This is a genomic window from Mycobacterium sp. NGS49, assembly GCF_059812565.1.
Genome location: NZ_JCALCX010000008.1, coordinates 56,597 through 80,557, shown reverse-complemented (window position 1 = coordinate 80,557; position 23,961 = coordinate 56,597). Strand labels below are relative to the sequence as shown.

The 23,961-nt window shown below is 61.2% G+C and carries 19 protein-coding genes; 9 read left to right on the top strand and 10 right to left on the bottom strand.

The annotated features are described in order from the left end of the window. Positions 1 to 40 precede the first annotated feature (40 nt). Positions 41 to 757: a superoxide dismutase gene (locus AC5Y7D_RS10265; protein WP_272896424.1), complete on the bottom strand. Its 717-nt coding sequence runs from the start codon at positions 755 to 757 to the stop codon at positions 41 to 43. A 288-nt stretch (positions 758 to 1,045) separates the two neighbouring features. Continuing rightward, on the bottom strand, positions 1,046 to 2,638 hold the full coding sequence (gene mdlC, locus AC5Y7D_RS10260; RefSeq protein WP_075545907.1) for a benzoylformate decarboxylase: 1,593 nt from the start codon (positions 2,636 to 2,638) through the stop codon (positions 1,046 to 1,048). A 589-nt stretch (positions 2,639 to 3,227) separates the two neighbouring features. On the opposite strand from mdlC, the gene mtr reads away from it, so the two are divergent. Together mtr and AC5Y7D_RS10250 are read left to right on the top strand one after the other, a co-directional pair. Continuing rightward, a complete protein-coding gene (gene mtr, locus AC5Y7D_RS10255; protein ID WP_033719500.1) occupies positions 3,228 to 4,607 on the top strand; it encodes a mycothione reductase in 1,380 nt (459 codons plus the stop codon). A 732-nt stretch (positions 4,608 to 5,339) separates the two neighbouring features. Continuing rightward, positions 5,340 to 6,149: an SDR family NAD(P)-dependent oxidoreductase gene (locus AC5Y7D_RS10250; protein ID WP_239988013.1), complete on the top strand. Its 810-nt coding sequence runs from the start codon at positions 5,340 to 5,342 to the stop codon at positions 6,147 to 6,149. A 51-nt stretch (positions 6,150 to 6,200) separates the two neighbouring features. Here the strand turns inward: AC5Y7D_RS10250 and AC5Y7D_RS10245 are convergent, their stop codons facing one another. The 4 genes from AC5Y7D_RS10245 to AC5Y7D_RS10230 form a co-directional block, all read right to left on the bottom strand. Beyond that, the gene (locus AC5Y7D_RS10245; RefSeq protein ID WP_075545906.1) at positions 6,201 to 6,710 is read right to left on the bottom strand and encodes a DoxX family membrane protein; all 510 of its coding nucleotides are present in this window, start codon (positions 6,708 to 6,710) and stop codon (positions 6,201 to 6,203) included. Next, complete coding sequence (locus AC5Y7D_RS10240; RefSeq protein WP_033719498.1) at positions 6,707 to 7,144, bottom strand: DM13 domain-containing protein; 438 nt, start codon at positions 7,142 to 7,144, stop codon at positions 6,707 to 6,709. The genes AC5Y7D_RS10245 and AC5Y7D_RS10240 overlap by 4 nt, the downstream gene beginning before the upstream one ends. A 279-nt stretch (positions 7,145 to 7,423) precedes the next feature. After that, complete coding sequence (locus tag AC5Y7D_RS10235; protein WP_082275280.1) at positions 7,424 to 8,635, bottom strand: cation:proton antiporter; 1,212 nt, start codon at positions 8,633 to 8,635, stop codon at positions 7,424 to 7,426. A 998-nt stretch (positions 8,636 to 9,633) separates the two neighbouring features. Next, positions 9,634 to 10,092 carry a GNAT family N-acetyltransferase gene (locus AC5Y7D_RS10230; RefSeq protein ID WP_033719524.1) on the bottom strand — a complete coding sequence of 153 codons (459 nt, stop codon included), beginning with the start codon at positions 10,090 to 10,092 and terminating at the stop codon, positions 9,634 to 9,636. A 758-nt stretch (positions 10,093 to 10,850) separates the two neighbouring features. On the opposite strand from AC5Y7D_RS10230, the gene AC5Y7D_RS10225 reads away from it, so the two are divergent. Next, entirely contained in the window at positions 10,851 to 11,807 is a 957-nt protein-coding gene (locus AC5Y7D_RS10225) for an SDR family NAD(P)-dependent oxidoreductase (RefSeq protein ID WP_033719497.1), read from the top strand. A gap of 980 nt (positions 11,808 to 12,787) precedes the next feature. Here AC5Y7D_RS10225 and AC5Y7D_RS10220 read toward each other — a convergent pair. Next, a complete protein-coding gene (locus tag AC5Y7D_RS10220; RefSeq protein WP_033719496.1) occupies positions 12,788 to 13,423 on the bottom strand; it encodes an FMN-dependent NADH-azoreductase in 636 nt (211 codons plus the stop codon). A gap of 162 nt (positions 13,424 to 13,585) precedes the next feature. Here AC5Y7D_RS10220 and AC5Y7D_RS10215 point away from each other — a divergent pair, with 162 nt between their 5' ends. The 3 genes from AC5Y7D_RS10215 (at position 13,586) to AC5Y7D_RS10205 (ending at position 16,100) form a co-directional block, all read left to right on the top strand. Continuing rightward, a complete protein-coding gene (locus tag AC5Y7D_RS10215) occupies positions 13,586 to 14,122 on the top strand; it encodes a nitroreductase/quinone reductase family protein (protein ID WP_033719495.1) in 537 nt (178 codons plus the stop codon). 174 nt (positions 14,123 to 14,296) lie between these two features. Then, entirely contained in the window at positions 14,297 to 14,656 is a 360-nt protein-coding gene (locus AC5Y7D_RS10210; RefSeq protein ID WP_050594573.1) for an SDR family NAD(P)-dependent oxidoreductase, read from the top strand. A gap of 278 nt (positions 14,657 to 14,934) precedes the next feature. Beyond that, a protein-coding gene (locus AC5Y7D_RS10205; RefSeq protein WP_095764036.1) for an IS3 family transposase occupies positions 14,935 to 16,100 on the top strand; the annotation gives its coding sequence in 2 pieces (ribosomal slippage) (positions 14,935 to 15,219 and positions 15,222 to 16,100; 1,164 coding nt in all). A gap of 166 nt (positions 16,101 to 16,266) precedes the next feature. On the opposite strand, the gene AC5Y7D_RS10200 is transcribed toward AC5Y7D_RS10205, so the two are convergent. Both AC5Y7D_RS10200 and AC5Y7D_RS10195 read right to left on the bottom strand, forming a co-directional pair. After that, on the bottom strand, positions 16,267 to 16,752 hold the full coding sequence (locus AC5Y7D_RS10200; RefSeq protein WP_080691821.1) for a response regulator: 486 nt from the start codon (positions 16,750 to 16,752) through the stop codon (positions 16,267 to 16,269). Then, the gene (locus tag AC5Y7D_RS10195) at positions 16,749 to 20,300 is read right to left on the bottom strand and encodes a GAF domain-containing protein (RefSeq protein WP_158006309.1); all 3,552 of its coding nucleotides are present in this window, start codon (positions 20,298 to 20,300) and stop codon (positions 16,749 to 16,751) included. Before AC5Y7D_RS10195 ends, AC5Y7D_RS10200 begins: the two co-directional genes overlap by 4 nt. A gap of 244 nt (positions 20,301 to 20,544) precedes the next feature. On the opposite strand from AC5Y7D_RS10195, the gene AC5Y7D_RS10190 reads away from it, so the two are divergent. Continuing rightward, positions 20,545 to 21,183: a response regulator gene (locus tag AC5Y7D_RS10190; RefSeq protein WP_033719492.1), complete on the top strand. Its 639-nt coding sequence runs from the start codon at positions 20,545 to 20,547 to the stop codon at positions 21,181 to 21,183. 5 nt (positions 21,184 to 21,188) lie between these two features. Here the strand turns inward: AC5Y7D_RS10190 and AC5Y7D_RS10185 are convergent, their stop codons facing one another. After that, entirely contained in the window at positions 21,189 to 21,854 is a 666-nt protein-coding gene (locus tag AC5Y7D_RS10185; RefSeq protein ID WP_080691819.1) for an NAD(P)H-dependent oxidoreductase, read from the bottom strand. Between the two features lie 420 nt (positions 21,855 to 22,274). Between AC5Y7D_RS10185 and AC5Y7D_RS10180 the strand changes: the two genes are divergently transcribed. Beyond that, on the top strand, positions 22,275 to 22,925 hold the full coding sequence (locus AC5Y7D_RS10180; RefSeq protein WP_370530926.1) for a cutinase family protein: 651 nt from the start codon (positions 22,275 to 22,277) through the stop codon (positions 22,923 to 22,925). 319 nt (positions 22,926 to 23,244) lie between these two features. Continuing rightward, complete coding sequence (locus tag AC5Y7D_RS10175; protein ID WP_306454607.1) at positions 23,245 to 23,931, top strand: methyltransferase domain-containing protein; 687 nt, start codon at positions 23,245 to 23,247, stop codon at positions 23,929 to 23,931. Positions 23,932 to 23,961: the final 30 nt, after the last annotated feature.

Here is a 23,961-nt window from a genome sequence, read left to right as displayed (position 1 = left end):
ACACCGCCCCAGCGCGAAGCAATGTCCTTCGGCGTCACCGTCAGAGTTGTTGTTTACCGGCGTTAAAGTTGTCCAGTCGGCGGGAAACGACGTCCCACGCCACAACATTCCACCAAGCGTCCAAATACTCGGCTCGGCGGTTCTGATATCGCAGGTAGTAGGCGTGCTCCCACACATCGCAAGCCAGCAAACCGGGTCGACCGTAGAGCAAGACGCTGTCCTGGTTAGGAAGCGTGAGGATCTCCAGCTTCTTGGTGCCGGGGTTGATCACGAGAAATGCCCAGCCCGAACCGAATTGCTTGGCCGCGGCGGTCGCGAATTGCTCCTTGAATGCGTCAAGACCGCCGAAGTCGCGCTTGAGTGCGTCGGCCAAAGCACCTTGCGGTGTCGTGTCGCGCGGTGGCCCGATCACCTTCCAGAAGAACTGATGGTTGGCGTGTCCACCACCTTGTTCGCGCACGGTCTGGCGGATCTCGTCTGGCACCTCATCGAGGCGGCGGAGCAGATCTTCGATGATCAGTCCGTGCAACTGTGGGTACGGGGCGATCGCGGCGTTGAGTTTGTCGACATAAGTTTGGTGATGCTTGTTGTGGTGCAGCTCCATCGTGGCTGCATCAATGTAGGGTTCCAACGCGTCGTAGCCGTAGGGCAACGGGGGCAGGACGTACCCGGTGAAAGCATCGGCTTGCGTTCCGCTCGACATGGGGTGAACTCCGTTCGTTGACGTCGGATTCCCAAATTTTTTCTGCGCCTGCATCTGCACGGCCAGATCAAGCGTGCGCCTGATGCCGCCAACCTGCCAGTGCCCGGACGGTCACAGCTGACCCCATCGATCGGTCTAACCGCGCGCTATCCAAAAGTTGTAGAGGAGGACCGCTGTGCTGTTGCACAGCTGAGCCGCACCTTACAACCGAAACCGGAGCCGAGACTGTTATCCAACGACACTGCGCACAGCTCGGCGAATCCGGTGCTTCCTCCCAGCTGTAAAACGCTGCGGGACAACCCAGCACGGAACGCATAAGGCTTGTGGCCAGAGCGTGCGTTGTCACGACAGAAGCGGTCGCAGGGTCGGATCGACCCTGACGCTCAACAGCATTGGCCCGTCAGCGGCAAGGGCTTGCTCGAACGCGGAGCGCAGCCCCGCGTACTGTTCCACCCGGATGCCGGGTACGCCGAATCCTTCGGCCAGCTTGACCAGGTCTACGCCGGGTGTGTCCAATCCCGGCTGGTCATGACCAACGCCGAGGTAATCGCCGGATTCCTTGAGAACGGCGTAACCTGCGTTGTCGAGGACTACCACGACTATGCGCGCCTGATGTTGGGCTGCCGTCCATAAAGCCTGCAACGTGTAGAGCATCGCTCCGTCACCGGTTGCGCAAATGACGCGGCGGTCAGGTTGCGCAAGTTGCACCCCTACCGCGGTGGGCAAGCCATTGCCGATACCGCCCACGCCGGCGTAGAAGAAACCTTGTGGCACGGTGATCGGCATTCGCATGTGCATTGCCGAGGCGTGAGAAGACGCCTCCAACACCACGGCACCATCTTTTGGTCGAAGTTCTTCCAGTAGAGCGAATAAGGCGTGCGGTTGTATCGGATCCCCCGTAGCCGGGGTTGGCATGTTGGGTGTTGTCTGCGGCCAGGTGGCAGTCGTTTCCGGCACCGCCTGGGCCAGGGTCGTAAGCGCTAACTTGACGTTGCCCAGCACAGCGTCGCCTGCGGGCGCGCGGGCGGCCTCTTCGGGATCATCGGTGAACAGCAATAAGTCGCTATCTTCGGGCAGGACCGGACCCATGCCTCCCATGTCGAAGTCGAAAACCGCTGCGCCGACCACGACTAGCAAGTCGTGATCCTCAAGCCAATGACGGAGCAGTTCCCGGTCAAACACCAAAGCACCGCGAAAGAGTCGATGGTTCTCGGGAAAAGCCGCACGACTCGCGGCCGGCGCGCCGTACACGGCGGCACGCAACTTTTCGGCAAGCGCGACCATCTCATCCCACGCTCCCGCTCGGTCAATCGCGGCCCCAGCGATCAAACAGGGGTTTCTGGCGGCCGCGATACGCCCTGCGGCTGACGCCAATGCCTGCGGGTCAGGCGCAACGCGGGTAGAGACCCGACGAATGACGAGTGGCAACGGGTCTGCTTCGCGCTCCCAATCATCTACCGGCAGCACCAGAAAGACAGGCCCCTGCGGCTCTTGACAGGCGATGTGGATCGCGCGCTGGAAGGCGGCGGGAATGTCCTGCGCGCGTTGAGGTTCGTAGGACCACTTCACATACGGCTTAGGCAGGTCGCGGGCGTCCCGGTTGTAAAAGCCCGGCTCGTAAAGGCACATATCACGGCGCTGCTGACCACAGGTGATGATCAGCGGCGTCTTGTTGTGAAACGCTGTCTTGAGATTGCCCATCGCGTTGCCCACACCTGGTGCATTGTGCAGATTCACAACCACCGGCATACCCGTCACACCCGCATAGCCGTCAGCCATACTTACGACGGCCGCTTCTTGCAGACCTAGGTAGTAGGTGAAATCCGCCGGAAAGTCGGTGAGAAAAGGCAACTCGGTGAACCCAGGATTTCCGAAGAATGTCGTCACTCCGTGGGCTCGCAGCATGTCGTAGGTCCGCTGGCGCACCGTCGGCATCAGAGGTCTCCTCAAACTCACGGGTCCGTCAACCTAGCGCATGCCCGTCGAGATGGCGAGGCCATCACGCGAGCCAACGCGGGCAGCGCGTTGCCGCACTGTACTGATCAGTCTAAGCTACCGTAGCGTATCGGTGGAACGTCCGAACTTCGCGCGCACCACAGAGATATACCGTGTGTCATTGGCCCGACCCCGCAGCCCGATGCAGGATCGTCGGCTTGAGATCGAAAGGTAGGCTGTGACAGCTCTCGCCGCGCGGTCGGTCGCCATGGCAGATCGCCGCGTCGGCCATGCAACAAGCAACGCGAGCATCCACATGCGACCAGTTTCTGCAGTCGGGCATGTCAAAGGGCTACGGCGGACGGATGGATCGGAACGGTGCCGATGAACCGCCCGGCATGCTCGAACGTGCTTCGGTCGGCTGAACGCGCGGAGTGCCGGCCAAACCCGCGTACGGTGTGGCTTTCGGATCCGCACCGGCAGTCCTGCTGCCGTGTGGACCGCTGGCTCGACGAACATCTCAGCAGGCTCAATGACGCCGACGCCTCGGTCCCGCTCGAGAGCCAGTCGGGGAAAGGGTGACGTATCGATGGAGACCTACGATCTCGCGATCATCGGAACCGGTTCGGGCAACAGTATTTACAACGAACACTATGCGGCCAAGCGGGTGGCGATCTGCGAGCAGGGCACCTTCGGCGGTACGTGTCTGAACGTCGGGTGCATTCCGACCAAGATGTTCGTCTACGCCGCCGAGGTGGCCAAAACGATCCGGGGTGCGGCCCGGTATGGCGTGGATGCGCATATCGACGGGGTGCGCTGGACGGACATCGTGTCGCGGGTGTTTGGGCGGATCGATCCGATCGGGCCCAGCGGCGAAGACTACCGCCGGTCGGCTCCCAACATCGACGTCTACCGCAGCCATACGCGTTTCGGGCCGGTCGCTGCCGATGGGCGTTATCTGCTGCGTACGAACGTCGGCGAGGAGTTCACCGCCGACCAGGTGGTGATCGCCGCAGGTTCGCGACCGACGGTTCCGCCGGCAATCACCGCCTCCGGGCTCAGATACCACACCAGCGACACCATCATGCGGATACCCGCGCTGCCCGAGCACCTGGTCATTGTCGGAAGTGGTTTCGTAGCGGCCGAGTTCGCCCATGTCTTCTCCGCCCTAGGTTCACGCGTGACACTGGTGGTCCGTGGCAGTTGCCTGCTGCGGCACTGCGATGACACCATCTGCGAACGGTTCACCCGCGTGGTGGCGGACAAGTGGGAACTGCGGACCCACCGCAATGTCGTTGGCGGACAGAATCGGGACTCGGGTGTGTCGCTGCAACTCGACGACGGAAGCATCCTGGATGCGGACGCGTTGCTGGTCGCAACAGGGAGGGTGTCCAATGCCGACCTGCTGGACGCAGAGCAGGCCGGAGTCGCCCTCGAGTACGGCCGCGTCGTCGTCGACAAATTTCAACGGACCTCCGCCCATGGGATTTTCGCACTCGGCGACGTGTCTTCGCCGTTTCAGCTCAAGCATGTCGCCAACCACGAGGCCCGTGTCGTGCAGCGAAATTTGCTCTGCGACTGGGATGACACGGGGTCGATGGCCGTCACCGATCACCGGTTCGTTCCGTCGGCGGTGTTCACCGATCCCCAGTTAGCCAGCGTCGGATTGACCGAAAACCAAGCCGTGGCAAACGGGTTCGACATCTTGGTCAAGATCCAGGACTATGGCGCTATCGCCTACGGGTGGGCGATGGAGGACACCACCGGACTCGTCAAGCTGATCGCCGAGCGCAGCACCGGCCAGCTGTTAGGCGCGCACTTCATGGGCTACCAGGCGTCCTCGCTGATTCAGCCGCTGATCCAGGCGATGAGCTTCGGCCTCACCGCCCACGAGATGGCCCGCGGCCAGTACTGGATCCACCCCGCGCTGCCCGAAGTGGTGGAGAACGCCCTACTGGGGCTGAGCTGACTCCCTCCCGGCACCCTGGGCGAATCCTAAAGTCTTGGATTGAAGGTCGGCTCGACTGCGTCATTGTCCAGCGGCAGGATGGTAGAGCGGCGCCGGCGTGTGCTGGTAATCCTCTGCGAGGATTGACAAGCCGCGGGCTGGCATCGAGCCGACCCAATAGCGCAACGCTGCCAACAAGCTCCGTGCAGTAGGTCGAGAACTGCTGGGGGATGCTGCGGTTTCCACGCTCCGTCCGCGAGGCCGCAGTGCCATGAGGCGCTGACGTCTGGCAGGCCGCCTACACCGACTCGCCGCCGGCCCCGTCTTCACCCGAGGCGATGCTGTCACCACATCCTCAGGAATCAGGAGAAGTATTGCGAGGGCGCCTGGAAACCAACTCGGACTGCTCAATTCTCCGCCGGAACCGACGGACCTGTCCGGATGGGCAGGGTCAAGCCCGGTTGTCTGACGGTGGCGGGGGCTCAACGTACAGGCGATGGTGCAGGCAGTGTTTGTGGGAAAGGCTGAAGTGGTGGCTGAACAGCGAAGGGCCTCGGGAGCACGCCGTTTCCAACACAGAGCCGAAGTCTGTGAACACACCACCGCGCGCGACTTCGGCGATCAGAAGGTGGCCACGCGTAGTGGCGGCCTTGCGTCTTTGCGCGATGGGTTCGGCACCTCTAGCGGTGGGTACGCAACGAAGCCAGAAGTCTTGCCTTGCGGAAGGATTCCACGAAAGTTGTTAACACGAAGGTGTCAGTCTTCGCCGATCTACAGGGAGTTCGAGCCATGTCGCATTCTGGACGGTTGACAGGAAAGCGTGCGTTGGTAACCGGTGGCGGCCGGGGTATCGGTGCCGCGATCGCGCGACGCTTAGCAAGCGAGGGTGCACGAGTCGCGGTCAATTACGTGCGTGATGCGGCCTCTGCTGAGGCATTGATCCGTGAGCTGGGCGGGGGTGATCGGGCGCTTGCGGTCCAGGGCGACGTAAGCGATGCTGCCCAGACCGCTGATCTGGTTGCTCAGGTAGTGGCGGCGTTCGGCGGGTTAGACCTGTTGGCTAGCAACGCTGGTGTCGAGCATTTCGGGCCTTTGGAATCAATTACGCCGGTCGATGTAGATCGAGTGTTTCACGTCAATGTTGCAGGGCAGCTTTTCGCGACCCAGGCGGCGGTCGCGGCGATGACGCAGGGCGGCCGCATCTTGCTCACCTCGTCGATCAGCGCTCGGATTGCGGTGTATCAGCACACGCTGTACGCAGCCAGTAAGGCCGCGGTTTCAGCGATGGTGCTGAATCTGGCGCCAGAACTGGCCGAACGCGGCATCGGCATCAATGCGATCGCCCCAGGAGGTACGAACACCGACATGGCAGCCAAGCACGCCGCAAGCTACACACCGCCAGTGCTGCGCGACTTGGCGCCCGAGGTCGTCGTTAAGTCAATGAATTCGCTGGGCCGATGGGCCGAGCCAGCTGAAATTGCCTCGGTCGCAGCATTTTTGCTCTCGGATGACGCGTCATACATCACAGGAGCAACCATCGACGCCGCGGGCGGCTGGATGTAGGGCGCGGCTATCGCATCAAGCCGGGGCATCACGCTTGGCATCGAAGGACCACTACAGCCAGCGTCGCAGTGGTCCTTCGATCAGTCGTTGCCCGCGCTGGCGACGATGCAATGTCCGTACCACTAATGATGTGGCGGACAGGCGCGTTGACTGAGCTGGCCACGCGATGACGATCACGGAAAGCGCTGCCATAATTGGATATTGAGCAATGAGCTGGTCGGAGCTCCAGTAGGAAAGTAGGGTCAGTATCGAGCCCATCGCCGCAGGCAAGCTGAGCACTCCGACAATCAGCGCGATTCCTAACGTGGTTTCGAGTAGCGGAATCATTACCCCGAACAAGCCTGCGTTGTCGCGAAGCACCGATTCCGAGAGAGCTGTGAAGTAGTCGGGGACCCTGCTATTGGCCTTCGCGCCGTCGACAACGAGCAAGATGTCGGCGCGACCAAAGTGTGCGCGATATTTGAACCAGCCCTCGTGCAGCCATAAGATGCCTAGCGCCGCCCTTGCCGCGCCGAAGGCGATCCATGCCAACAGCGCGGCAGGGCGTGCCTGAGAACTCATGAGAGCGTGGCGGCCCCGAAGGATGCCTTGGCCTTGTCGCAGTGAATCACTACGGTGGTGTACTTCGATTCGTCGAGGCCGCTGAGCGGGAATGTCTGCGAACTCTTGTCGAAAGCGACGCTGGCGATCACCTTGCCCGCGGCGACGGCGCTCTCGTCAGTGCCATTAGCCAGGTAGATGTGCAAATCCGGCCCTTCGTCGGAGGAAAAGTTCGACAACACGATCTGGCCGTCGGTCACTGTGACTTTGCCCGCAACCTGCTTACCGTTGAGCCCGGTGAATGTGCCTGAACGCGACGCGGCAGACCCCTGGGGAGCCGTCACGCTCGACTGGGATGACGAGCTCGATTGGCCCCCTTTGCTCGAGGAACTGCATCCACTTAACAGCAGGGCTACCGACAACAGTGCTGCGGAGATGAGTGCGGTCAATCGCATCGTGAAGTCCTTTCGGTGAGCGCCATAACGACAGCAGCCTATATGTACTTATCGGTACAGGGAAGCTTGTCGCCGAAATATCCTGCAACCGTGTGGGTGTGTGTGTGACATCGGTCAGGGTTCCCAACCATCAGGGCTCGCGGGCTGGCGGCGACACCGTGCCGCGACAGCTGTGATGAACGCGTGCTGTGCGATTTCGGAGCTGCGGTGTCGCGGCGCGCGGTGATTGAACGACCAGTAGGTGTATGTGTGCCTGGGGCCGCACCGAGCACCATTCGATCAGGGAGGTCGGTTTTGGTCGGCGCTCCCTGGTCGCCTGCGCAAGCGTCGACGTCGAGGGCCTGATTGGGGCAGGGCCAGCAGCCGCAGCGCTATCGGTGGAAATGTTAGGACGGACAACATCCCCGCGCCTGCAATGGCGGTGGATGTCGACCGAGACAATAAACCCATCTGCAGACCAACTTGGGCGGCTGTGAGAAGAAATGGCAGCGAAGTTGCCTGCAACAGGGCAGACGCGAGCAACTGAGTTTTGGATAACTCCTGCCAGAACACGACGACAGGCAGACCCCGCACCGCCAACAGTGCTGCGAGGAACAGAGCCATTTCCGCCAGGGTCGCGGGCTGCTGTGTCAAGCCTTCCACGTCGAGCGCCATTCCGCTGCGGATGAAGTAGACCGGCACGAGTAGTCCAAAGGCGATCGCTTCGATCTTGATGCGATAGAGCGGGTGGGCACGTTGGGGTTCGGGGTCGACGGTACGGACCAGCACCCCGGCCAAGAATGCGCCGAGGATCGATTCGAAGCCCAGACGTGCTGCCGCGAAGGCGATTCCCGTCACCACCAACACGGTAAGACGAATCCGGATTTGGGCGCTGGTATCAGCGAGCCGTTGAATGAGAAAGACGATGCGCGAAGCATGTCTGGCACCTGCTAGAACTGTGCCGACTCCGCCGACAAGGGTCAAGAGCAAACCGAGAAGGAGCAGTCGTCCGATGAGGGGGGTCGGCGATCCGGCCACCCCTAACGAGAACGCCACTACTGCTGCAACTTCGCCGGCGGACGCGCATGACACGGTGATGACGCCTACAGGTTGGCGGGCCACCGCAGCGTCTGCCAAGACGGGCACTACAACTCCGAGCGAGGTCGCCAGCAGGGCTATACCGACCAGAAGGCTGCCCTGACCGATCCTCGCATCCATCGTTACCATCGTCGCGGCGCTGAGCAGCATCGAGATGAGCAACGACATCATCACCTTGGGTCCGATCCTCGTCCTGAAGCGACGCACGTCGACTTCGAAGCCGGCCAAGAACAGTAGGAACGACAATCCCAACGTTCCCAGCGTGTTTACCAGTTCATCCGGCCTGGCCCAGCCGAGCGCCGCAGGACCAATCAAGATACCGGCTAGCATTTCCAGGACCGGTCCGGGCAGTCGCAACTTACCGGTCATGGTGTAGACGAATGGCACGACGGCCCCGAAAGCCAAGACGACCACCAGATTGCTCGATATCACAGACCCTACCTATGGCCTAGGGCAGCGGAGCTTCCGCCGTCAAGGGGTGAATACCAGCCTCGGTATTCACGACTGATGCAAAATTTTGACTACCACAACAACATCTTCGACCGCGAGACACATTGTACTGGTAGGTACATTTAGGCCGGCTGGTGAAATCCGGCTCGCCAGTGCTCGGCAAAAAGGTGGTCGCGCATTAGTCCGATCGAGTCGGCGCTACATGAGTCTGACGATCAGGTACCTGCAGGCGGCTTACGAACTTCACCAGCGATGTTGTAAAGCCCCAATTCGGCGGTGGCATGTGTCGCCACGATCGCGTCAACGGGCCGCTTTCGGATGATGTGCCGGGTTGTCCAAAGTCCGTTCTGCTTGGGGTCAGCCTCTGGTGTGCCGCCGGGCGCCCCGGCGCCGAGAGCCCTGCCGATATGGGCCGTAGCGATCGGACCATTTAGCACTACGCGAAACAAGAGCTCATCGAATGCGGTTGGCTGTCCGACCTCGACCGGGCTGAGCAGGCCGAGCCGACGGCAATTATCGAGTCCGTCTCGAGTAGAACGCAAACGGAGTTGCGCAACCGCCATCGGTGGAGGACGCGTATCGAGTCGGCCAACGCGATCTTCGAGTTCCAAGAGAACGTCCTAAAGCGCCAACGGCGTCACTCCGCGCTCGGCATACGCACTCCGAGGGAGCTCGAACTGCTCCTACAATCCACCGACCCCGTGGCGTAAAACCAAGTATGACAACACCGTTGAGCGTGAGCGCGGGATAGACCAAATTCTCCGGGGAAACCAGGACAACCAATCGGATCGTAAGCCGCGACTTTGCCGAAGCTATCGCAGCTAATGGCAAACGATTCGCCCGGCATGATTGGGTACATCACCTGCGCGTCGGAGAGGCCTCTAGCTGCACGCCGCAGCATCAACACCCTCCGGATCCGAAAGGTCTGTATGAAAAATAGATTTCGCGGACTGCGGCATGCCCTACCGGGTGAGGTCCCGGGTCAATACTTTTCGACCCTGGTCGGCAAAATTCCTCTTCGCGTAATAGCTGACAAGATGCGCGACGTCGTTGGCCTTCGGCACTACGACCACTTCGAGGGCCTGGCAACCGCGAGACCGAGCCCAATCGCAGCTGTCGTCAATGAGCGCGGTCGCGACTCCCGATCCCCTTGAGGCCGGTGCGACGAACAGATCCTCAAGTTCAGCGATAGCACCATATTCAAGCCCGAAGCTAAGGGTTGTGATGGCAAAGCCAACGATGTCGTGCTGCCGGCCCGCCACGGCGACGCGGGCGGCATGGCTGTGCAGCAGAAAGGCCAGGTTGTCACGGAGCTGTGAAACCGGCGTCGCAAATCCGTCTTCGAGGTAGAAGGCGGCAGCCAAGGTCAGCAGGCGCGTAAGCTCGGTCGAGCCCGCCGCGCGGATGTCGAAACCAGTCATCATGCGCCTCGCAAGGGTGTATGCCAGTCATATCCGCTATCGCGGCTCTGCCCGCCGCGCAAAGATGCTGCTTGACAACGGTAGTGCAGTTCACTGTGTACTGCGTACTGTGGCGGGAAGGAGGGGCCATAGCGGCATTTTCGCCGCAGAGCAGGCAGACATCCTGACGCGCCAACGAAGCTGATCTGACAAGTTATTACTGCAATGCGAACCCAGTCAATGTACCAAAGAGTACACTTAATGTGCCACCCGAACACGAGCAAATCGACCGACGATGCGCCGTGAAACTTTCTCGCGCACTGATTTGTTGGCGTTTCTTGCGTCCGCCCTCCGCAAGATGCGGTCCAGTGCACTGCTGCGTCGCCACTACCACGCCCGACCTCACCGCGGTTGTGGGGCGGCTCCGATGAGCATCGGCACTCAAGGGACGGGTCATCAGAGCATTACACCTCCGGGTTGATCGGGTTAATTGCCCCGTCACAGCCCGGGTCGACCAAGCAGAACAATTCTGATCCGCGGGATTCGTTGTGCAACAGCGACTCCGACTGAAGGAAGGCGTGAATTGCAGTGAGCGTAGACCTGTCTCATTCGGGCTGCCATCGCAGGTCCGGATTGAATTCCCTATCTCGCAATGATCGTCTTCGTCACGATGTGTCGGCTGTCACGTCCATGTGGGAAGCCCACCGACTGCGCCTCGCAGTGTACCAAAGCGTACAGTACAACTATGACCGTGCCGAGCTTGAAAGGATACGGGCGACGTGACGTCACATCTCGCAGCAGTACTAGTTACCGGGGCAAATACGGGATTGGGTAGGGAAGTGGCGCGAACGCTCGCTCGCGTCGACGGCGTCGAGCGCGTCTACGTCAGCTGTCGATCTGAGGAAAAGGCATACAAGGCCGCCGATAACCTGGGCCGGATAGCCGGCAGGCAGATCTATCAACCGCTGATGATGGATCTCACTGAACTTAGGTCGGTGACCGCTGCGATCGACGGCCTCGATGACTTTGTGGACGGCATTATCATGAATGCTGGCGGAACCGGGGGGCCGACGCCGAACGCGCGGACGACCGCAGGCGTTACTCACATCTTCGCGGCAAACGTGTTGGGACATGCCGCTTTGCTAGAGGGGCTGATGCAGCGCGGGGCGTTCGGCGGCACTGCCGTACTCGTCGGCAGCGAGGCGGCCCGCGGTGCGCCGAAGCTGCGTATCCCGAGACCGATTTTCCACGTGGGCTCTGCCGCCGAGTATTCATCCGTTGCCGACGGTTCTTTCTGGTCGCGTGGCGGCAGCGTGATGTCGGCATATGCCGCGGTCAAGCATGTCGGCGCCCTCTATATGAGCGCAATGGCGCGACGGCACCCAGAGTCGCGTCTGCTCACCGTCAGTCCCGGCAACACGGCGGGCACCGACGTCCTCCGGGATATGACGCCGATCGTGCGGCTGTTGATGGGCGGGTTGCTCATGCCTTTTGTCCTGCCTGCGTTCGGCATCGCGCACACGCTTCAGACTGGGACCCAGCGGTTGATCCGAGGGCTGATTGACGACGCACTGCTCAGCGGCGGGTTCTACGCGAGCCCGGCCAGCGCCCTGACCGGACCGCTAACTGATCAAGCCAAGATTATGCCCGACTTCGCAGACGAAGCACGCCAGGACGCCGCGATGGAGGCGATACACCGTTTCCTTTCGCCCTCGCCCACGGCGTCAGGTGTTTAGCCCCTGGACGCATCTGGACTGCATGCCGTCGCGCGGCTACGGGCGCAACGCTCGAGCCGCGCTTGGCGGCAACACGTGGACGCCAAGGCGTCGATCAACTCATCGTCTGAGCTTGGGCTGCCACGCGACGGCGACGGTGCTGTGCGGCAGTTTCAGGAGGCGATAGGTGATCCCGGGCTGAGCGTAATACCCTGCGGCCGAGTCACAGGCCGGCGAGTCCATGGCCTCTTGGAACGGCTGCGAAACACATCGGCTCCGTCATCAAGGCCTCCATGCGCAGTTTGTTCACGGCGGGTACCGGCAGCCGCGCCTAAAGGCCCGTCGCTGATCGGTTCTCTCCGAGCAGTTTGCGGCGCATTCCGGCGCGGAAGGAGTCTCCGGTGAGGTGAGGGGAAGGACTTTTGCGCGACGAAGACTTGCAACGAATTCCTAATCGTTGCAGCATGAACCGTCCGCGCTGCCCCATTGGCACCCGGCTGCAACCCGCTACTCCGGCCGCATCACGCGTTCGACCAAGAGTTGTCTGTAACATCTGAAATTGTTGAAGTCTTTTCTCTCGCGTATTCACCAGACGCACGCGAAGCGCAGCCCGCAGCGATTTGTCGTTCCTGAGATTGACTCCTGAACGTACACACCAAGACTTACCACCCGAATCCCACGGCGGCGACGAAATCCATTGCGACTAATATAAAGTCGTGCCAGTCGTTCTCGGTCGGCACTGGCAGCGTTTCCACGCCATCATTAGGCGTTGGTCACGTACCGTCGAAGTCGGGAATCCCCGAGGCTTTGGTCGGACTCGAGCTTGGGATGTAGAAGGCCTATCGAACTGTGATATCCCCTTGCGCCAACGCGGCTTACCGTGCTGTTCCGGAATCGTTGTTCGACGCGGTCGTCCGTGCTCTGGCGGACTTCGATCGAATATCGCTGCGTCAGAACCGAAGTCCTAGACGTCGATGACGCGAAACAATACGGGAATGTAATCAGACGCGGCCGTGGGCAGCTGCCAGCTCGACCGCTCGCTCACGGGCTCTGTCGAAGCCACCGTCGGGATCAGGGGTCAGCAACGAAGGTTGAAATCGCAGCTCGTCGATTTCTGTCACCCCCGCCTCGTTGAGCCACGCGCGCAGATGGGTCGAGTGGTGGTCAACGCCGAACGATGAGGGAACGCCCTGAGCGTAGACGCCTGAGGTCAGCACAAGTGTTGCGTGCTTGTTCTTCAGAAGTCCGTAGTAACCGGTCTCTGGGTTGAGTCCCCACAGGAGGCCGGGCTGGTGTATCAGGTCAATATAATGCTTGAGGCGGTACGGGACGCCGCCGTTCCACATCGGCGCGGCAATTAGGTAGCGGTCGGCAGAAATGAATCTGGCTGCCACTGCCACGATTTGATCCCATGCCGTCTGCTGCTTGTCGTTCTGGTTTTGCTCAGTGATGACGTTCATCTTGGCTGCCACCTTATCGCCGTCGAACGCCGGGAGATCGGTCTCCCAGAGTTCAAGAATATCGATGTTCAGGTCCGGGTTGTTCACCCGCAACGCATTGAGGTACGTCTGGGCGATCTGAATAGACTTTGACGCGTTCTTGCGCGGGGAGGCTTGCAAGAAAAGTAGATTCGACAAGAGTTCAACTCCGTTTCGGGTGTCCAGGATGCTGCACGGCAGCCACCAACACTCTGCAAAGTAGGCATACCAGAAAAGTACCGAAAGGTACAGTCACCGGTTGACGCGCGAACGCGATCGAGCATCTACCAGCTCGCGGCAACAAGACGTACCATTCTGCTCATGAGCGATCGGCTGTATGGCATCCCGCGAGTCGATCCCACTGCAAGGCCGGGTGTGATGCGGCGCGCTATCGGCCGGTTCATGTCCACGCACACGGGATCAGCGATCCACCGCAGGCTCTTGGCGCCGCTCGACAACCGTCTAGTTCGGCTTACTCACGGACGCGCACATTTCGCGAAAGGAGCCATCCCCCTTGTCTTGGTTCGCACGACCGGAGCTAAGTCGGGATTGTCGCGAGACGTGATGCTCACCTACTTCACCGATGAAGACGACGTCATCGTGATTGCCTCGAATTACGGCCAGGCCAGCCACCCGAGCTGGTACCACAACTTGCTCAAGAATGCGCAGTGCCAGGTGTTCGCCGATGGCCGTCCCGACCGGGGCGGCGACTTCATCGCCCGCGCGGCCGAGGGAGAGGACCGTAACCGCTTATACGCGCTTGCTGAGCGATATACATCAAATTTTTCGGCGTATGCCGCGAACACCGACGGACTTCGCGCTATCCCTGTACTTCGGCTCACTCCGCAAAGTTCCTGACCCGTAGATGGTTTCGCGAGCACGGCGGGGAGTCGGTGTTTGACTCCGCGGTGTCGAGGCCCGTTGCCGGTTCCTCATTGTTCGGATCTGACTCGGGCATGTCCGTAACGCCGGTTGAGGGCCTCGGCGTATCGAGGGTGGCAGTATTCAAACTGGCTCCGGTGGCTCTGCAACGTGGCCATCCCGCGACACGACCGAGGAGCCAAGCCGTGGCGGGCGTACGGCCAGTCCAAGCTGGCCAATTTGCACTTCGCGGTCGAGCTTCATCGACGTCTGACGGCCGTGGGTCTACCGGTGTCCAGCTTGGTGGCGCACCCCGGGTTGTCCAACACCGATCTGCAGACCGTGAGCGCGGCTCAGAGCGGCGGCTTCTCGCAGCGGTTTTTCAAGAACCTCGCCGGGGCGGCGGGCATGTCCGCAGCGAACGGCGCACGTCCCTTGCTGCGGGCGGCGACCGACCCGAAGGCCCGCAGCGGGCAACTTTACGCTCCTCGTTTCGTTAACAACGGAGCCGCCGTGCACACCGTCCGCTGATGGGGCGATCGCTGAACCGGCGAGCCGCGACCACACGCTGGGAGGTCTCTGAGCGCGAAACAGGCAATCGACTTCGACATCCAGGCAACCGCTAGGACACAGCGATAGGCTCTCGAAACAAGCCACGCGTCGATGAGGCCAGGCGCGCAGATCACTTCGTCGCAGATGCCTAACGCTGAGGGACTTCCCAGCTCACTACACCGCGGACGGGTCTGCTGCACGAATAGGTGACATCTGAGTTGGCTTGCCCAGCAGGGGCAGGCTGGAAGGATGTGTTTGTGCCCAGGCCTTACCCCCAGGAGTTCCGCGACGATGTCGTCCGGGTCGCCCGCAACCGTGAAGACGGCGTGACGATCGAGCAGATCGCGACCGACTTTGGTGTCCACCCGATGACGCTGACCAAGTGGATGCGCCAGGCCGACATCGACGAGGGCACCAAGCCCGGCAAGACCACCGGAGAGTCCGGTGAGCTGCGCGATGCTCGGCGCCGGATCAGGCTCTTGGAGCAGGAAAACGAAGTCCTGCGCCGGGCCGCGGCCTACTTGTCGCAGGCCAACCTTCCGGGAAAAGGCTCTACCCGCTCGTGAAAGAGCTCGCCGCCGACGGGATTCCCGTGGCGGTGACGTGCCGGGTCCTCAAGCTCGCTCGCCAACCGTATTACCGCTGGTTGACCCAGCCGGTCGCCGCCGCCGAACTCGTCGAGGCCTACCGCGCCAACGCCTTATTCGATGCGCACCGTGACGATCCGGAATTCGGCTACCGCTACCTCGTTGATGAGGCCCGCGACGCCGGCCAGGCCATGGCCGAGCGGACGGCGTGGCGGATCTGTTCGGGCAATGGCTGGTGGAGCGCGTTCGGCAAGCGCAAACGCGGAAAGAACGGCAAATCCGGTCCACCCGTTCACGACGATTTGGTGGGCCGCGATTTTACCGCTGATGCACCAAATCGATTGTGGCTCAGCGATATCACCGAACACCACACCGGCGAGGGAAAGCTTTACGTGTGTGCGATCAAGGATGTGTTCTCCAATCGTATCGTCGGCTACAGCATCGACTCCCGGATGAAATCCCGTCTGGCCGTCCAGGCTCTCAGCAGTGCGGTGGCCCGTCGTGGTGAGGTCGCCGGCTGCATATTGCACAGCGACCGCGGATCTCAGTTCAGGTCAAGCAAATTCGTGCATATGCTGGGTCGCTACGAGATGGTCGGATCCATGGGCCGCGTCGGGGCGGCCGGTGACAACGCCGCCATGGAGAGCTTCTTTTCCTTGCTGCAGAAGAACGTCTTGAACCGCCGCCGCTGGGACACCCGCGAGCAACTGCGCATCGCGATCGTCACCTGGATCGAACGGACCTACCACCGCCGGCGTCGCCAAGCCGGCCTCGGCCGGTTGACCCCCGTCGAATTCGAAGCCATCATGACCACACCGGCCAGTCAGGCCGCGTGACCGAAACTGTCACCTGATCGTGCAGCAGACCCGACGTTTTCAATCACTCTCTGGGAGGAAGGTCGCATGCTCACTCACCAGGCTCCGATCAACAGGGCCGACATGTCACGGGTTCTTGCGGCGGCGTGATTCTGCGATACGGGCTCTAAACCGCTCTAACCCTGGTTCAAGGTCCGGTCGGTTCTTCTCGCTGACCGTGCTTGTCGGCCGATGGTGTTGCGGCGCAACTCGATTCTCCCCACGCTGCGGTGGGCGGAATGGTTTCACCCGCAGCTACTCTGCGCAGGATCTGCAGAAGAACTTGTGGAGCAACATCTTTGAACAGGCACGCCTTCGCCCCGGCAGCCAGGACGCGCTGAATTTGATGGTCGGTGGCACTAGTCGTCAGCACGAGAATGCAGGCAGTCGGATCAGCCGCCAGCACGCGACAGACAACTTGCAAACCGTCAAGATGAGGCATACGTAAGTCGAGGACCAGCACGTGAGGCCGATGGCACAGGTAAGCGGTCAATGCGCCTTCGCCGTCGCTGCTTTCAGCAACCACGTCGGTGCCCCCGAGAGTTTCGAGAATACTTCGCAGGCTCTGCCGAAAAGCTACGTGATCATCAGCGAGCACTACCCTTAAGCACGCGTCGGCGTTGTCTGCGATCATGGCGGCGGCAGCGGGTAACTAACCGAAACTCGCGTTCCGTGCGGCTGCACCCGCGTCACGGTGAGAACGCCGCCGCCAGTCGCTGCTCGCTCGCGCATTGCACGCAAGCCTCCTCGTTCCCTGGCCTGCGAAATGATGTCCTCGGCAATCCCGGTGCCATCATCGTCGACAGTGACGGTGAGTTGACCCTGGGTAGCGCCGACGTGGACGACGATGGTGCGCGCGTCAGCATATTTGAGGGCATTCTGCAGCGATTCTTGCACGATCCGATAAGCGGAATCTTCCAGCGCGGGTGTCAGATGCAGAAGGGGACCGTGGGACTGCAACTGGCAGTCGATTTGACCGGTGATAGCGCAGTTGTCGACTAAGCGTGTCAATGCGGCGATCAGCCCGTCAGCCTCTAACGTCACCGAGCGCAGTGCGAAGACGGAGCGACGCGCTTCGCTGACCCCGTCGGCTGCCAGCGCTTCGATCCTGCGGAGGAAAAGGTGGCGGTGCGAGTCCTCGTCAGAAAGCAGTGCTGCGCGGGCCTGCATCAATATTGCCGTGAATCCCTGCGCGAGTCCGTCGTGAATCTCGCCGGCCACCCGGCCACGTTCGACGTCGAGAGCGGCGGTGCGGGCGTCTTCGGCCAATCGGGTCAGGCGCACCGCGAGCACGGCTTGTTGAGCTAGGACCTGCGCTACCTCGAGTGTGTTTTCATCGAGAGATAATTCAGCCGATTTGTCGAAACACAACCCGAGGAACCCGATAGCGGTGCCGCGATAGATCATCGGCACGTCAGCGACGTACCGGTGGCCCAACGCGCGATGAAATTGCAGCGCCTCCGGCCAATCGATTGGCGAAGGGTTGTCGTAGTCCATCCACAACACCTTCTTGTCGACGGCCATTGCGCCCCAGGCCGGATCATCCGCTGTCGACCGGGGAGCGCGGAACGCAGCGCCCAAAGGATCGGTAGCGACGTTGACAACTGCACCACGCATAATGAACGCTTCAGCACTCAGCGTCTGCTTTGCGGCGTCATGGATAAACACCGCTCCGCTCACGGCGCCGGCAGCGTTGATCGCCTCCATCAGCACGGCGGTCAGAAAGTCGGATAAGCCCTCGCCGGACGCGAGCTGGGCGGTTGAGCGGGTCAACGCGGCATTGGCCTGGGCCAAGGTATCAGCTCGCTGGCGGGCGGCGCTTTCTCTCTCCCGCAGTACCACGGCCTCTCGCGCCTTCGCCGCGGCCTGTTCGAGCGCTGCCACCAAACCGAGCTGATTGGCCAGCGCGCGCAGCAACGCACTGGTCCGCCTGTCAAACACTGGGCTGTGCACGAAACCGAGGCCGAGAATGCCGATCGTTCGGTCACCGTGGCGAAGCGGCACCATGGCCAGCGCCTGGTGGCCCTGGGCGTAATGCCAGGCGTTGCTCGGCGGCCAGAGCCGCGGCGCCAGCGCGTCGAGTTCTTCGGCTACCAATTGGTCATCCGACAGTGCGACGCCGGACGGAAAGTCAGACCACTGGCACGTCTGCCGGCACATGGGGTGAGCCCGATCGCTCTGAGGGTCCACCGGCTCGCCGTCGAGGAAAAGCAGCGGCATGGTGAGGCCCCTGTCGGGCTCTTCCAGCATCAGGGCGCTGCATTGTGCCCCAGCAATGTCACCGATCTCTTTGACCATGCGGGCCATGAGCACGTCGGTCGTTTCCTCCACAGTGGCGTGACTTAACGATCGACTCAAGACCGCATTGGCGCGGGCCAATTCGGCGGCCTGCTCGGCCGCGATAGCGGCCTCGCGATCACGCTCGGCCAGACGGTTGACTTGGATGGCGAGTGCGACTTGCTTGCCGAGCGTTTCCCCCAGGGCAACCTCCCCGGTGCTGAAGGGCTGCTGCTCATCGCGGTGCAACGTGATTGCAGCGCAACTAACGCCGTTAACCATCAACGGCACGTTAAGTTCCCACGCCCACCCGCGGCTGCGGCAGAAGTTGTGTAGTGCTGGCGACGCGGTCGCCTTGGTATGGTGCACGACACTGGGCGAACTGCGCCGTCGGTAGTCAACGCCTAGGTGCGCAGGCGACACGGTGAACCCGGACGCCATCTCACGAACAGTGGTCAAGTCGTCGCCGTTGAGGCTGGGTAGCTCATCCGGCCCGTAGACGACGCCGTGGTCGAGCCAGAAGCGCAGAAAGATGGTATCGGCAGGGTGCTCGAAGTAACCCGCACCGGACGCATTAAGGGCCTCGGCGACAATGCGCAAGGCCTTCGAGATGAAACCTTCAAGGCCGTCGAGGCTAGCTGTCGCGTCAACCAGACGCTGCAAGGCGACGTTGGCAACTTCCAGTTCTGCCGCCCGCGCCTGCGTCGCGGCCTCACGTTCGCGCGTCACCGCCAGCTCACGCTCGTGCTTGCCCGCCCGGATGAGCTGCACTGCCAATGCGGCTTGGTGGCCAAGAGACTGCAGCAGATCAAGTTCGTCTTGCGTGAGTTCGCGACGCCGAAGAAATGCAACGCCAAGAAACCCGGCAAAGCGGTCGCCGTAATGGAGAGGTGTCACCAACACCGTCTGCGAGCCGAAGCGACGGTGATACTCGACTGTTCCCGGCCAGAAGTTCTGGGGCTCGCGGTCAAGGTCGAAGTAACGGGGCGTGCGACGATCGCGGAGCACCTCGAAGCATCCCGCGCCGCTGGCCTGAATTGTTGCCGGAAATTGGAATCGCTCGGGTTCATTCTTGGCCACGCCCGCGACGGTAAACAGCTCGTCCTTGGCCTCGTCGTACAGCACAAGCTGACTGCCGTCCGCGTGTAGCCGTGAGGTCACCTCGACTGACAACGCATCCGAAAGTGTATCGAGATCGGAGCCACTAGAGAGTCGAAAGAGCAGGGCATTGAGTGACGCGTCATTAGGCGCCGGCTCGGCGGAATGGCCGGCGCCCTCGGCGTCGGTCGCCTGATCCCGAGAATTGCGCCGTAACTGACCACGTCGTGCGACGCGAGCCATGATGATCGCCGCCGACTGGAGAATCTGCCTTTCCGACGCGTCGCAGCGACGAGAAGTAGTATCGTCGAATCGTACCCACCCCCAATAGTTTTCGTTGACTTGGATGGGGCAACAAACCACGTATGCCACTTTCGCTTCCTTCAGCACACCGCGAAGTGTTTTGTCGGGTAGATCGCCGATCAACGCATCCAGAGGGTGGTCACTGTGGATCGATGCGTCGATCCATGGACGCATGTCGAGTAACGCCAACGAGTTACCGAGAGGTGTTCGGTCCCGGGCACCCCATCCGGCTAGGAGTTGCGGACGCGGTCGTGCTGCCCCACCTTGGTCATTGAGTTCGATGACGCAGGCTGAGGAAAATTCGCCCGCGTCAGCGATTGCTGCCAGGGCGTTCTGCAACGCCTCTTCTGTCGCGTCAGCCTCGGTCAGGACCGTAACGGCATCGCCGATCGCTGACCGCATCTTTGCTTGACGAAGTCTTGCCGCAGACAAGTCGGACGCTTGGCTGCGCGTGGGGCATTCGGTCGTGCCGCGAGTAGTTCCCTCGAAGGCGGTCTGTCTCACCACCGACATGGTATGTGCGGTGGCACGAAAACGCTGCTGGTCTTGGACCAAGTCTGGTCGTTGGTTGCGCCTGCGCCTAGAACTAAAGGTGAGGCAGACCCCAAATTGTCTCGGGTAGCACCAACGGGTAGACAAGTCGGGCCCGGCAGGGGAGCTTTAGTGAACTTGATGGTACAGTCCGAGGGAGTGGACGATGTCGGGTGGGGGACGAGCACACCGTCGCTAGGTTGCGGTAGACCGGAACATGAGTAATAGCGCGGCTCGGATTGCGGTGTTGTTGGCTGACGACCACGAGGTGGTTAGAGCTGGCGTAGCTTTTATGGTCAATCGCCAAGCTGACATGGAAGTGGTCGCCGAAGCAGCTAATGGGCACGAGGCGGTCGAAATGTATGCGGCCCGGCGTCCCGACGTTGCTCTCATTGATCTGCGGATGCCTGGCGTTGACGGGGTGGAGTGTGTTAGCCGGATCCGCGAAATTGATGCAGACGCGCGCGTGGTGATCCTCACGACGTTCGATGCCGAAGCCGACATTCAACTCGCTCTGCAAGCCGGGGCCAAAGGCTTTCTGCTAAAGGATGTCGCAGAAATCGAGTTGGTGCAGGGCATTCGAAGGGCGGCCGCAGGTCAGATGTGCGTTTCGCCCGCGGTGGCCACCAAGCTGGCCGAGCGGCTTCAGCGTGCGCAGCCCACGGCCCGCGAACTCGACGTGCTCAGGTTGATGGCGGAAGGAAAAACCAATCGGGAGATTGCCGGCGCCTTATTCATTGCCGAGAGCACCGTTAAGTTGCACGCCAACAACCTGTTTGCGAAGTTGGGGGCATCGACACGTACGGAAGCGATGCGGATCGCAATCAGACGGGGGCTAGTCCGTTTTCCCGACTGAATGTGTCAACGGCGCGAACCTTGCGCGCCGGCGTCACCGTCATGATCGGACCGGACGGAAAGGACTTCCCTTGATGGAAATCGTCCGCCCGCGTCGAAAAGCTGCCCATCAAGCGCGCGTCGCTTGAGGGCTTCGGCGATACGGCAGATTGCCGCCCCGTGGTGATAGACCGCGTCGAGCGCCTCTTCGGGCAACTCGTGAGGTTGCAGTGGTGTCATGTCGTCAGAAGTGACGCGGATGTGCGGGCCCCAATGCATTCCGGCAACGTCAAAACCTCGGGTGCATTTCGGGAATGGGACCATGACGCAGCCCATTGCTGCCAGATTGGCCAGCATGGACAGCTGCGCCATTTCGCATCCGCCACCAACGTTTCCGTGCCCGCCGCCAGTAGTGAACACGCCGCAAGCCCTGCCCACCATGTCGTCGTAAAACCACGAGGGCTCGCACAGTTCATCGATGAACTTCTTCATCGGCCAGCTCATTCCGCGTTGGTGCACCGGCGACCCCAAGATCAGGCCGTCAAGGTCACGAAAATCGCTGCGGTGACAGCTTGTGACTTGGCGGAGTCGAACATCGGCACCGGCAGCGCGCGCTCCCCGGGCCAGATGTTGACCGGCATAGGCGCAATGCCCATCAGAGGTGTCATAAGCGACGAGCAGTTGAATCGACATCGAGCTCCTCTCTATCGTCCGCCAAGGCCAACCCGAAACGGTTTCGTCATCGGTCGCGAAGCGGCACGCTCAGGGAATACCCAACTGTCATGTAGGAAACCGTGACCCACTGATTGCGCAGTCCCACGATCGGAGGCTGCTACGTAGTCGGCGAGTAGGGCCGTGCACCGGGGCGGATTCATGCTCGAAGTACCGATCGGTACAGTACTAGTTCGCGACGATCAACGGCCAGCGGGTCTTGCGCATGGACCGAAAGGAGCTCCGATGCATCAATGCAGCGTCGACCCCAACTGCGTGCGACACTGTCCTGTAGGAGAGCAAGTCGGGATCCTCAGGACTGCGGAGTCGAACCCCAAGCGGTCGTTGTGCCTGCGATGGACTACTGGATGCGGACTCCGATGGCCAGCCCTGCTGACAGCAGTGGTAGGGCTCGGGCTGCTTCTGCAGCCTCTTCCCGAGGCCCAGGCTGCACAGTGTCCTAATGTCGCTCTCGTGTTCGCGCGCGGCACCTTCGAGCCACCGGGGATAGGTGTTACAGGGGAGGCATTTCTCGACGCCCTCAGGACGCGCCTTGGTGGCTTGACAGTGGAACCCTATGCTGTCGATTACCCTGCATCACTGGATTTTTGGCGTGTTGCCGAAGGGGTTGTTGATGCAAGCCATGAAGTCGTCACCCTGGCGTCAGACTGTCCCGCCACCAGGATTGTGATGGGTGGATACTCGCAAGGCGCCGCCGTAGCGGTCTACACCACAACGGATGCTGTCCCAGCAGGTTACGTGCTTCCGGACGGGCTCGCCGGACCCCTACCGTCAGGAGTCGCGCAGCACGTCGCCGTGGTAGCACTATTCGGCAAACCACGGGACTCGTTTGTGCAGCTAATAGACGGCGGCGCGCCGCCCCTGACGATCGGTAACCTATTTGCAGCTAAGACCATTGACTTGTGTGCCCCCGCAGACCCAGTGTGTTCGCCAACAGGCACCGATCGCGCCGCCCACCGTGCTTACCCCGTCAACGGGATGACGAACCAAGCCGCCGACTTTGCGGCGCAAAGGCTTAACGTCACTCGCTGAAAACATCAATGAGCACCAGTCGTCCCAGCGATATGGCCGCAAACCGCCGATCCAGATGGTCGGCAATAGTGATCCGGCGACGCGAGCTTGGGATACATCGTCTGTGTGCTATCTGGTACAGTCAAATCCCCTACGATAGCTGGGCCGATGCTTGTATGCGCAGGAGGGTCAGGTTTACGCAGCATGTCGTCATGACCAGACAGATTTTGGCCTCTGAATGTGATCTGGTTGACAGCCTTATCTTTTCGACGGGTGCATCGTTGGTCGTCAAGTCCGCGACAGACTTTGCGTAACTTGGGCCAAACAAGTGGAAAGATCGATGACAGCTGACCTCAGTATGATTGGCACGATTGACGTCATTTATCGAGCCGCTGCCCAAGGTACGCGCTGTTGGGTGCGTAATGATCGTGGACAGGTACGGGAGCTTCCAATGGCGCGCTTCATGGGCTCGTCTGAAATCGCCGCTTCTGATCGTATTGTTGACGAACACGTTATTGCGTGTTGCTCGCAGCACCCAACACTTGACTTGGGCTGTGGACCAGGACGATTCACGGCTTCGCTGCATCACCGCGGATCGCCTGCACTCGGCGTCGACATGTCAGTCGCTGCCATCGAGCTGACGCGTTCGCGAGGAGGAGCGGCAATTTGCACCGACCTTTTCGGTCCGCTTCCAGCCGAGAGGTGCTGGCAGCAGGTGCTTTTGGTCGACGGGAACATCGGCATCGGTGGCAACCCTGTCCGAGTGCTACAGCGCGCCGCCGAGATGCTCGCACCGCAAGGGATTGTCATTGTCGAAGTCGATCCTCGCCCCTTAGCAGTTAGCCATGAAATGTTGCGCTGGGAGACTACAGACCACACCAGTCCATGGTTTCGGTGGTCGCGAGTGGGGGCAGGTGCTCTTGGGACCGTAGCCGACGCCGCGGGACTCCTCGTGACTGACGTACGCAGCATTCACTCGCGGATGATCGCCGTGCTTGCCGCCGTGGGAAGCACCGTCAAACACTAATTTGCACGCGCTGGCTTTGCGGTGTTCTTC